6 protein-coding genes (1 of these 6 cut by a window edge) are annotated in these 9340 nt (G+C 62.1%); 3 read left to right on the top strand and 3 right to left on the bottom strand.

The features are described from left to right. Positions 1-175 precede the first annotated feature (175 nt). Positions 176-1183, bottom strand: a complete 1008-nt coding sequence (locus tag EXQ56_13305; protein MSO21405.1) for a uroporphyrinogen-III synthase — start codon at positions 1181-1183, stop codon at positions 176-178. 12 nt (positions 1184-1195) lie between these two features. On the opposite strand from EXQ56_13305, the gene hemE reads away from it, so the two are divergent. From hemE to EXQ56_13290, 3 genes are all read left to right on the top strand, one after another. Further along, positions 1196-2254 (top strand): uroporphyrinogen decarboxylase, encoded by a 1059-nt coding sequence (gene hemE / locus EXQ56_13300; protein ID MSO21404.1) that lies wholly within the window; start codon positions 1196-1198, stop codon positions 2252-2254. Continuing rightward, positions 2215-3783, top strand: a complete 1569-nt coding sequence (hemG, locus tag EXQ56_13295; protein ID MSO21403.1) for a protoporphyrinogen oxidase — start codon at positions 2215-2217, stop codon at positions 3781-3783. Before hemE ends, hemG begins: the two co-directional genes overlap by 40 nt. A gap of 335 nt (positions 3784-4118) precedes the next feature. Next, positions 4119-5183 carry an energy transducer TonB gene (locus EXQ56_13290; GenBank protein ID MSO21402.1) on the top strand — a complete coding sequence of 355 codons (1065 nt, stop codon included), beginning with the start codon at positions 4119-4121 and terminating at the stop codon, positions 5181-5183. A 131-nt stretch (positions 5184-5314) separates the two neighbouring features. Here EXQ56_13290 and EXQ56_13285 read toward each other — a convergent pair whose 3' ends face one another. Continuing rightward, positions 5315-8425, bottom strand: a complete 3111-nt coding sequence (locus tag EXQ56_13285; GenBank protein MSO21401.1) for a hypothetical protein — start codon at positions 8423-8425, stop codon at positions 5315-5317. Between the two features lie 101 nt (positions 8426-8526). Further along, positions 8527-9340, bottom strand: partial view of a replication-associated recombination protein A gene (locus EXQ56_13280; GenBank protein ID MSO21400.1) — the 3' portion only. It continues 467 nt past the right edge of the window; only the last 814 of its 1281 coding nucleotides appear in the window; its start codon lies beyond the right edge, outside the window; its stop codon occupies positions 8527-8529.

Here is a 9340-nt window from a genome sequence, read left to right as displayed (position 1 = left end):
CGGTTGGTCATGAAACGTGACCGCTCCCTCTCGGTCGCGGCTCTGTCACGGCAGGTCGCAAAATTGCCTTTTGTGGTCAATTCCGTGAAAGTGTGCACTTTGGTCGGAGTTGATTATTCCGCAAATCTGTCAGCCTGGAAATAGGCGATGAAAAAGCGAAAATCGTGGCCGAAATTTACCGCTTTTTCTGGAGTAGCGCGCGCGACTTATCGGCGGCCTCGAAAATGAGTTGTCCCATCCTGGGGTGACTCGGTTCGAGGTCGGCGGCGAGGCCGTGGCTGGCCAGCCCCTCAGAGCAGATGGGTCCGATGGAGGCGATCACGATGCGAGCCAGCGCCGCCCGCACCTGATCCGCGACATTCTGTTGTTCGGCCACCTGCATCAGGTGATGGATCTGCATGGCGCTGGTGGCGATGAGCACGTCGATGCGCCCCGCACTGATCTCCGCAAGCCCGGCCCGCAAGGGCACGAGGTCTTCCGGCAACGCCCATTGATACACGGGCACGGTGGTTACGCGCGCGCCCTGTGCTGCAAGATGGTGCAATAGCTCCTCATTGCTTTTTCCGTACTCCTGGACCGTGATGCGCTGGCCGGCGGCGAGCAGCTCGGGGTGTTGCGATGCCATGGCGGCGACCAGGTCGCGCCAGGTGTTCGGCTCCGGAACGCTGATAGCGATGGGCACGGAGTACTCGCGCAACACGGCGGCGGGCTTGGGTCCGCGCGCGATGATGGCGATGCGCGAAAGGCCTGCTACCATTGGCTCCCGTGCATGTTGCGTCTGGATGGCATCGAACAGAATGCGGGTGCCGACGCCGGTCAGGCAGAGGAGTGAATCGACACTGCCCGAAAATAGTGCAGTCGCGAAATCGAGCGCGGCGGTGTTGTCCGTGAGCGGCACTTCGCGCAGGGACGGCGCGCTGACGGCGACGCCGCCGTGGTTCTCGATGAGCGTGGCCATCTCCCTGGCGCGGCGGCTTTCGAGCGACAGCACGCGCAGGCCCGCGAAGCCTTTCGCGCTCACGGTCGTTGGGCGATCGGCAGTCATCTGATGCGCTCCTCTACGGCATTGCTCCAACACCAATGCTCCAACACCAATGATAATCGAATCGCGGGACATTGTGTGCTGCCTGCTCGTGAGGCTCGATGCACTCATGATACGATGAACGTTCGGGACGCACACCATCCCGCTTCGCTTATGACGACTACCCCTTCTGTTGCTGATACCTTGTTCATCCGCGCCTGCCGCCGCCAGACGGTGGAGCGCACGCCGGTGTGGTTCATGCGCCAGGCGGGGCGCTACATGCCGGAGTATCGCGCACTGCGCGCCAAGCACTCGTTGATCGAGTTGTGCACGCATCCAGAGCTGGCCGCCGAAGTGACTCTGCAACCGCTGAGGCGGCTGGAGGTGGACGCCGCCATTATCTTTGCCGACCTGCTGCTTCCCCCAATGGCCATGGGCATGTCGTTGAAGTTCGTGGAGGGCGAAGGCCCGGTGCTAGGCGCGCCGATTCGCTCGGAGGCCGCGCTGCATCAACTACACGATCCGGCGGACGGCGAGTTGAACTATGTGGGCGAGGCCATCCGCATGGTGTGCCGCGAGTTGAACGGACGGCTGCCGGTGATTGGCTTTTGCGGCGCGCCGTTCACCGTGGCGAGCTACATGATCGAAGGCGGCGCGACGCGCGACTTCCTGACCACCAAGCGCCTGATCTACGCGCAGCCCGCGTTATGGCGCGCTTTGCTCGACCGCCTCGTGCGCGTGCAGATCGCCTTTCTGCGCAGTCAGGTGGAGGCCGGCGCGGCGGCTTTGCAAATCTTTGATAGCTGGATCGGCGCGCTCAGTCCCGCCGATTACATCGAGTACGCGCTGCCCCACACCAGGCAACTCATCAGCGCGGCGTCGTCGCTCGGCGTGCCGGTGATCCACTTCGGCACAGGAACTTCTGGAATGCTGGAGCTCTTGCGCGAGGCGGGCGGCGACGTGATCGGCGCGGACTGGCGCATTGATCTTGGCGAGGCCTGGCGGCGCATCGGACACGACCGCGCGGTGCAGGGCAATCTTGACCCGGTGCTGCTCTACGCTCCGCAACCCGTGTTGCGCACGGCGGTGGAACGCATCATGCGCGCGGCGAATCAGCGGCCCGGACACATCTTCAATCTGGGACACGGCATCCTGCCCACCACGCCCGTCGAGAATGTTCAGGCGGTGGTCGAGTGGGTGCGGGAGTTCTCCGCGAATACTACTCACTGGTAAACCTCTTGCCCTCGGTCATTATCATCGGCGGCGGCATCACCGGCCTTTCGGCGGCCTACTTCCTTGAGCAGTACGCGCGTGCGCGTGGACTCGCGCTGGACATTACCTTACTGGAAAAAAGCCCTCGCCTCGGCGGAGTCATCCAGACTGAACCCGTCAACGTTGCAAACAGCAACGTGGCAAATAGTGATGCCAAGTTTCTCTGCGAAGCCGGGCCGGATTCTCTGCTGACCACCAAGCCGGCGGCGTTGGAACTGTGCCGGAAACTCGGGCTTGGTGAGCAGATCATCCCCAGCAACGACGCGCGGCGCAAGACCTTCGTCCTGCACCATGGCGCGTTGCAGCCGCTGCCGGACGGGCTGATGTTCGTGGTGCCAACGAAGATTCGCTCGATGTTCTCCAGCCCTTTGCTGTCGCTCACAGGCAAGCTGCGCCTGGCGCTATCGCCCATTTTTTCTCCCGGCCCTTTGCCGGATTCCGAGGACATCTCCGTGGAGCAGTACATCACCGCGCGCTTCGGGCAGGAGGTCTCTGAGCGCTTAGCCGAGCCGCTGCTGAATGCCGTTTACGGCGCTGATTTCCGAGCGCTGAGCGCGCGCGCGGTGTTCCCGCAATTGCTGGCGCTCGAGAAGAAACACGGCAGCCTATGGAAGGGCTTCGCGAGGCAGGTGGCGGGCAGGGAAGCGTCATCAATTTCCTCGGGCATTCCTGCGGGCGGAACGCCATCCACTATTTTTGTCACGCTGCGGGATGGATTGGCGCGGCTTCCGGAAACAGTCGAAGAGTCGCTGCAGGCTACCACGATCCTTCAGGATGAAACGGTGATCAGCGTGCGCCGCGTCGCGCCAGCCGGCGATGCGACGGGGAAGTATCTGGTCGCCAGCGACCGCGCGGAGCGAGCCTGTGATGCGGTGGTGGTGGCCACGCCCGCTCCGGTGGCGGCGGAGATGGTGCGTGAGCTGGACGCCGTTCTGGCCGGGCATTTGGCGGAGATCGTTTATCACTCCGTGGCGATCGTCGCGTTGGGATATGGTTCGCCATCCGGCGAGCCGCCAGCGGCCACCCGCCCCGGTGCGCGCGAGTGGATGGGGCGCGGATTCGGCTTCGTCGTCCCGCGTGGCGAGGGGCGCGAAACCATTGCCTGCACGTGGGTCCATAACAAGTTTGATCATCGCGCGCCGCCGGGCACGGCACTGCTGCGATCCTTTTTCGGAGGAGCGCGCAACGCCGCCATCGATCAGCTAGCAGACGAGCAGTTGCTGGCCACGGCGAAGCGGGAACTGCAATCCATCATGGGCTTAAATGCGGAACCAGCGTTCCATCGCGTCTATCGGTGGGCGGCTTGCATGCCGCAGTACTCAGTCGGGCACTTAGGCTTGTTGAGCCGGATTGATGCGCGCTTGGCGGAGCACTCCGGGTTGCATCTGGCCGGGAACGGCTATCGCGGCGTGGGCATCCCCGATTGCATCCAGTCGGCGGCGCAGGCGGCTCAGAAAATTATCGAGCAGCTCGTCCGTGGTGGCGCGTAGAGTGGTGGGAGAGGCTGATCGGGTGGCCTGAACTGGACTTGTTCCGGCGCTATGGAGAATCCTTGCGCCATTGCGTTTTATTGGTGCAAGCTGTTATACAATGTGGGCGTAGTGGTGGGGGCAGAGCATTACAGGTTGCGCGGCGCAACACTTACTTGTACCTGCCTATTGATTCCGAATGAATGGGCAACTGATGGCCAAAGTTGATCATCTACCAATGTAGGTACCAATGTAGGTGCGTGAGTAAGCGCCTATAGCAGACCTATAGCAGAGATGGTGCGCTGAATCAGCCGGGCGGGGTTTTGGTAACGCCACTCGGCAGCGGAGGCCAGCCGATGCCGTTGCCCGAAATTGCCGATGCGATTGGAGTTATGGAGCTAGAGAACAAACAAAGCGCCGCGCCGGAAGCGGCCCTCTCTCAGTCCACTGCCCGCGTGAGCGGGACTGCGGCTGCCACGCCCGTGATGGGCAGTATCCTGCTGGATATCGATCCCTGGTATATCAATTTAGTCCATCAGATTCGCGACATCATCAAGCCGGAAAAACTTCCTCCGTTGCAGATCACTTCGAAGCCGGTGGCGGTGAAGGATCTGTGGGGCAGGACCACCAACCAGAAATATACCGCGACGATTTCCGTGCTGTCTCATGTGCTGGTGATCGGCCTGCTGATCATTCCGCTTACCCTTGGCGTGATTGACGTGATGCCTAAGCGGGATATGGTGTACATGCCCACCGACATGTCTGAGTACGAGCTTTCCCTGCCACCCGCGATGCGGAAACCCGGCGGTGGCGGCGGCGGTGGCGATCAGTCGCCCACTCCCGCTTCCAAAGGCGCATTGCCGAAAGCGGCTCTCATCCAACTGGCGCCACCCACGGCGGTCATCAAAAACGAGAACCCTGATCTAGCCGTAGTGCCGACTATCGTGGCCCCGCCGGACATTCAAATGCCGCAGATCAACATGGACCAATTGGGTGATCCCATGGCCATGTTGGGAGCGCCCTCCAATGGCCCCGGCTTCGGGAGCGGCATTGGCACGGGAGATGGCGGCGGCGTCGGTTCGGGCAAGGGTCGTGGCGTGGGACCGGGCGAAGGCGGCGGCATTGGCGGTGGTGTGTTTCGCGTGGGCGGCGGGGTGTCCGCGCCGCAGTTGGTCCACAAGGTGGACCCGGAATATTCCGAGGCGGCGCGCAAGTCCAAGTTCCAAGGCGTGGTGGTTTTAAGCGTGGTGGTCCAGAAAGACGGCACCGTGCGCGACATTCGCGTGATTCGTTCGTTGGGGCTGGGCCTGGATGAAAAAGCGATTGAAGCCGTCAAGCAATGGCGTTTCCGTCCCGGCGAGCGCGGCGGCCAGGCGGTGGACGTGATGGCCTCAGTCGAAGTAATCTTCCGTCTGCTGTAAGTGTTTCCTCAAAACAATCTCACCACTGTGATCTAAACAGAGCCGCGACCGGGAGGGAGCGGTGCGGCGAAGGATAGCGTGTTCCATGAGCACTGCTCCCTTCCGGAGCGTGGCTCTGTTCGCGCGCGGCGCTACTGAACGGCGATCGTCACGGTGTTGGAAGCCACTCCGCCTATCGTTAGCACCACCGGGACCGCGCCGCCTACTTGCGAATTCACCGGCACTGAAACATTCACCTGATACAGTCCCACAAAAGTTGGCGCAAGTCCGGAGAAGCTCACCGTAGCCGGTGCGCCGCCGATGGTTGCCAGCGGCGTGGTGCTGGTTAACGCGAGAGGACCGGAGGGCGCGGCGGCGCCGCTGGCGGGGCGGTTGGAGACAGGGCCTAGTCCGGTGCAGAAGATGGTGATGGTCTCGCCGCGGTTGGCGGGCCGCGAGGTGCGTCCGGGGATGGCCCCCACGGGGGCCACCAGATCCGGCGTGTTGGCGATCAGGATCGCGCCCTGCCCGCTGCCCTGCGCATTGGTAGTGAAAATACCCGGCCGCGTCGGCGCGAGCGAGACGGTGGTCAATGGCAGAGCGACGCCCGCGGCAGTAACGGCAATGGTAGCGGTCGCCAGGCCGGCCAGCTCCCAGGGCACCTGCAAATTCACCTGTGAACCGGCCACGAAGAACAGCGGCGCGGGGATGTCGTTCATGCGCACGGTGACGCTGCCCAGGGTAGTTGGCAGAGGAACGGTGGCTGCCCCGAAGCTGGCGGACTCCAGATCGGATCCAAAAGCCGAGACGATGCTGCCCGCCGCCACCGGCGCGCCCGGCGCGAAGCTGGCGCCGTTGACCATACCGCCGGCGAACAGGCCTGGCTGATGCGTGATGCGCGCGATGAATCCATCCTCGCAGATGTATTGCAGTGGCGCTGTGCCGCAGATGCCTCCGCCGAGCGCGGACTGCACCGGCGTGCGCAGGGGGAAGTCATTCGAGTTGGTCCAGCCGGCGACGAATGCGTTGCCGCTACTATCAACGGCGATGGCCAGGCCTTGATCGAAATCGCTGCCGCCGAGGAAAGTGGAGTAGGCCAGACCGTTGCCGGTGGTGACCAGTCTGGCGGCGAAGGCATCCACGCCCGCGCGTGCTTGAAAGGAATTGGCCGTGGGGAAATTGCTCGACTCCGTCAGGCCGGTTACGTAAGCACTGCCGGTGCCATCCACGGCGATGGCTGTGCCGGTGTCGGAGACTCCTCCGCCGAGGTAGGTGGAGTAGACGAGCGAGGTGCCGTTGGCGGCGATTTTGGTGACAAAGGCGTCGGAGAGTCCAGCGGGTGTCGCTTGCAGCGGCGTGCGCAGGGGGAAGTTGCTGGAGGTGGTGTAGCCGGTGAGGTAGGCCGCGCCGCTCGCGTCCACGGTCAGCCCGTTGGCCTGCTCATCGCCCGTGCCGCCGAGGTAGGTGGAGTAACTCAAAGCACTGCCGTTGGCCGTCAGGCGCGTTACGAAAACATCGCCACAGGGAAAAACATTGCCCGCATTGCTGCACTGGCCTCCGGCGAAGGCGGACTGAATCGGAGTGAGTGTGGGGAAGTTCGTGGACGTCGTGCTGCCGGAGACAATCGCGTTCCCCGCGCTGTCGGCGGCGATGCCCAGGGCCACATCGCCGGCATTGCCGCCAAGATAAGTGGAGTAGATGGCTGCGCCGGTCGCGGAGAACTTGGCGACGAATGCCTCCGATGCGCCAGAGCTGGAATTGCGGAAGGGTACAAGCGTGGGGAAATTCGCTGATCTGGTATAGCCCGTCAGGTAGGCCGCGCCGGCCGAATCGAGCGCGACCGCCAGGGCAACGTCTTCGCCGGTTCCACCCAGGTAGCTCGAATAAATCAACGCCGATCCCGCGGGGTTCAGCCGCGCAATGACTGCGTCGAAGCCGCCACCAGTATTTGCTTGCGCAGGCGTGGAGGTGGGGAAATCGTTCGAACTGGTGTATCCGGCGACGGTAACCGAGCCGTCCGAACCCACGGCAAGCCGCTGTGCTGCGTCGTCGCCATTGCCGCCTAAAAACGTTGAATAGATCAGACGTGTGCCGGTGGGATCGATCTTGCTGATGAACATGTCCGTGCCGGTGGACTTCGTCGAGCGAAATGCAGAAGCGGTTGGGAAGTTGGCGGCTGAGGTAGCACCGGCCACGTAAATATTTCCCTGCGCGTCCACGCCGACGCCCTGAATCTGATCCTGTCCATTCCCGCCGAGGTAGCTCGAATGCGTCAGCACGGGATCGATTACTAGCGTTTGAGTATGGTCATAATCGCCCACGCTGAAGCGGACGCGATGGTTTCCACTTTCACTGGTAAGTTGATAGGCTCCGGCAATTTCGATGCGCTCCGCGCCGCGCGTGGAAGCGCCCGCGTCCTGATGGGCATCCTGATAGGCGTCTTGATAAACATCCTGATAAATCAGGGGACGCTTCCAGATCAGGGTCTCCCCAGAGGCGGTAATGCGTAGTTCGCCTTGCTCGGAAATTGCCACGTCTTCCGCGCCATCAATGCGCATCACGACGTCGTCGGGGCTCGCGCCGGGTCGCACGATGAGGTCGAATTCCATCTGCTGTTGCTGGCCGTAGAACACCAGATCGACGCCGGGGCGAATCTGTTCGTAGACCACGCGCTCGAATAGATGGACGTCGCGATGCCATGCTGACGGGTCGTTGCCAGTGAAGTAATTCACGCGCCCGGACAGAGCGCCCACTCCCCTGAGTGGGGCCGAGACATTTCCATTTTCCCAGCTGATTTTCAGCAGACGGCCCGTGGTGTCTGCTTCCGCGGGGGCCCGTGTTTGAGGAACGTTGGTTGACTGTACCGGGCTGTTGTCGTGGGCGCGATTCTCCAGGCAGCGGAGTGATTTACAGGGATCAAAACTGGGAGCGGGAGAGGACTGGGCCTTGCTCCGTTTGGTCAAAAGTTCAATCAAAACTCCCTGCTGCGTAAACGATGCCGCAAAGCCTGCGCCGTTTGCCACGAACTGCGCGTCTTTCACCGCCTGCCCGTGGTTGGCCTCAAAGTGTAATGGAAGCTGTGCGAAGGCGACTGCGAGACGTTCCTGATTTTCCGTCAGCCGGCGAGCTGCCTTTCCCGATAGTTCGGATTGTTTTGGAATGAAGCAAAGGGCCAGCCCGCTAAGTGTAATTAACGTGACCAGGGTGGAGAGAAGTGCCCTCCTTCCGGGTCGCATGTGATTACCAGTGTAAGTGGATTGCATGAAGTCATTCTCCTTCGCTCATCTGCAAGCTCCACGAATTGCGGGAGCGTAGTGGTCATTGAGTTTCTGTTTGCATACAGGCCACACCACTCCGGGATGGTTCATCGCGGTTCGGATATGGGCTGCTGCCTGCGTCGTTCGATATCTTCCAGCCGCTTGCGCAACTCGCGCTCCCAACCTTCATCGGTGGGCTTCCAGTAGCGGCGCCCAGCCAGTCCATCCGGCAGACACTTCATCGCCGAAACCCGTTCTGCCAGATCATGCGCGTACTGGTAGCCTGTGCCGTAGCCTTCGTCCTTCATCAACTTGGTCGGCGCGTTGCGCAGGTGCAGCGGGACGGGTTCAACGGGCCGGTTCTGCACATCATTGCGAGCTTCGCTATAGGCCGCGTAGAGGCTATTGGAACGTGGCGCGAGCGCCAGATACACGGCGGCTTCCGCCAATGCGAGTCCACCCTCCGGCATGCCGATTAGATCAACAGCTTGCATTGCCGCAACGGTAACTTGCAACGCGCGCGGGTCGGCCAGGCCTACGTCCTCGCTGGCGAAGCGCACCAAACGGCGCGCGACATAGAGCGGGTCTTCGCCCGCTTCCAGCATGCGCACCAGCCAGTAGATGGCCGCGTCGGGGTCCGAGTTGCGCAGCGACTTGTGCAACGCCGAGATGATGTTGAAGTGCTCTTCGCCGTTCTTGTCATAGAGCAAAGTCTTGCGTTGCAGCGCGGCCTTCAATATCTCTGGTGTAACGATGACCCTTCCCGTCGCATCCGGTTCGACGCCCTGGACCACGCACTCGAGAAGATTGAAGGCCATGCGGGCATCGCCGCTGGAGAACGACGCAATCTGCTGGATCAGCTCAGCGGAAATTAGGATTTCGCTCTTGCCGAGGCCGCGCTCTTTGTCCTCCAAGGCACGG

Source organism: Acidobacteriota bacterium (assembly GCA_009691245.1).
Taxonomy (GTDB): Bacteria; Acidobacteriota; Terriglobia; order 2-12-FULL-54-10; family 2-12-FULL-54-10; genus SHUM01.
This window is presented reverse-complemented; position numbering and strand designations above follow the sequence as displayed.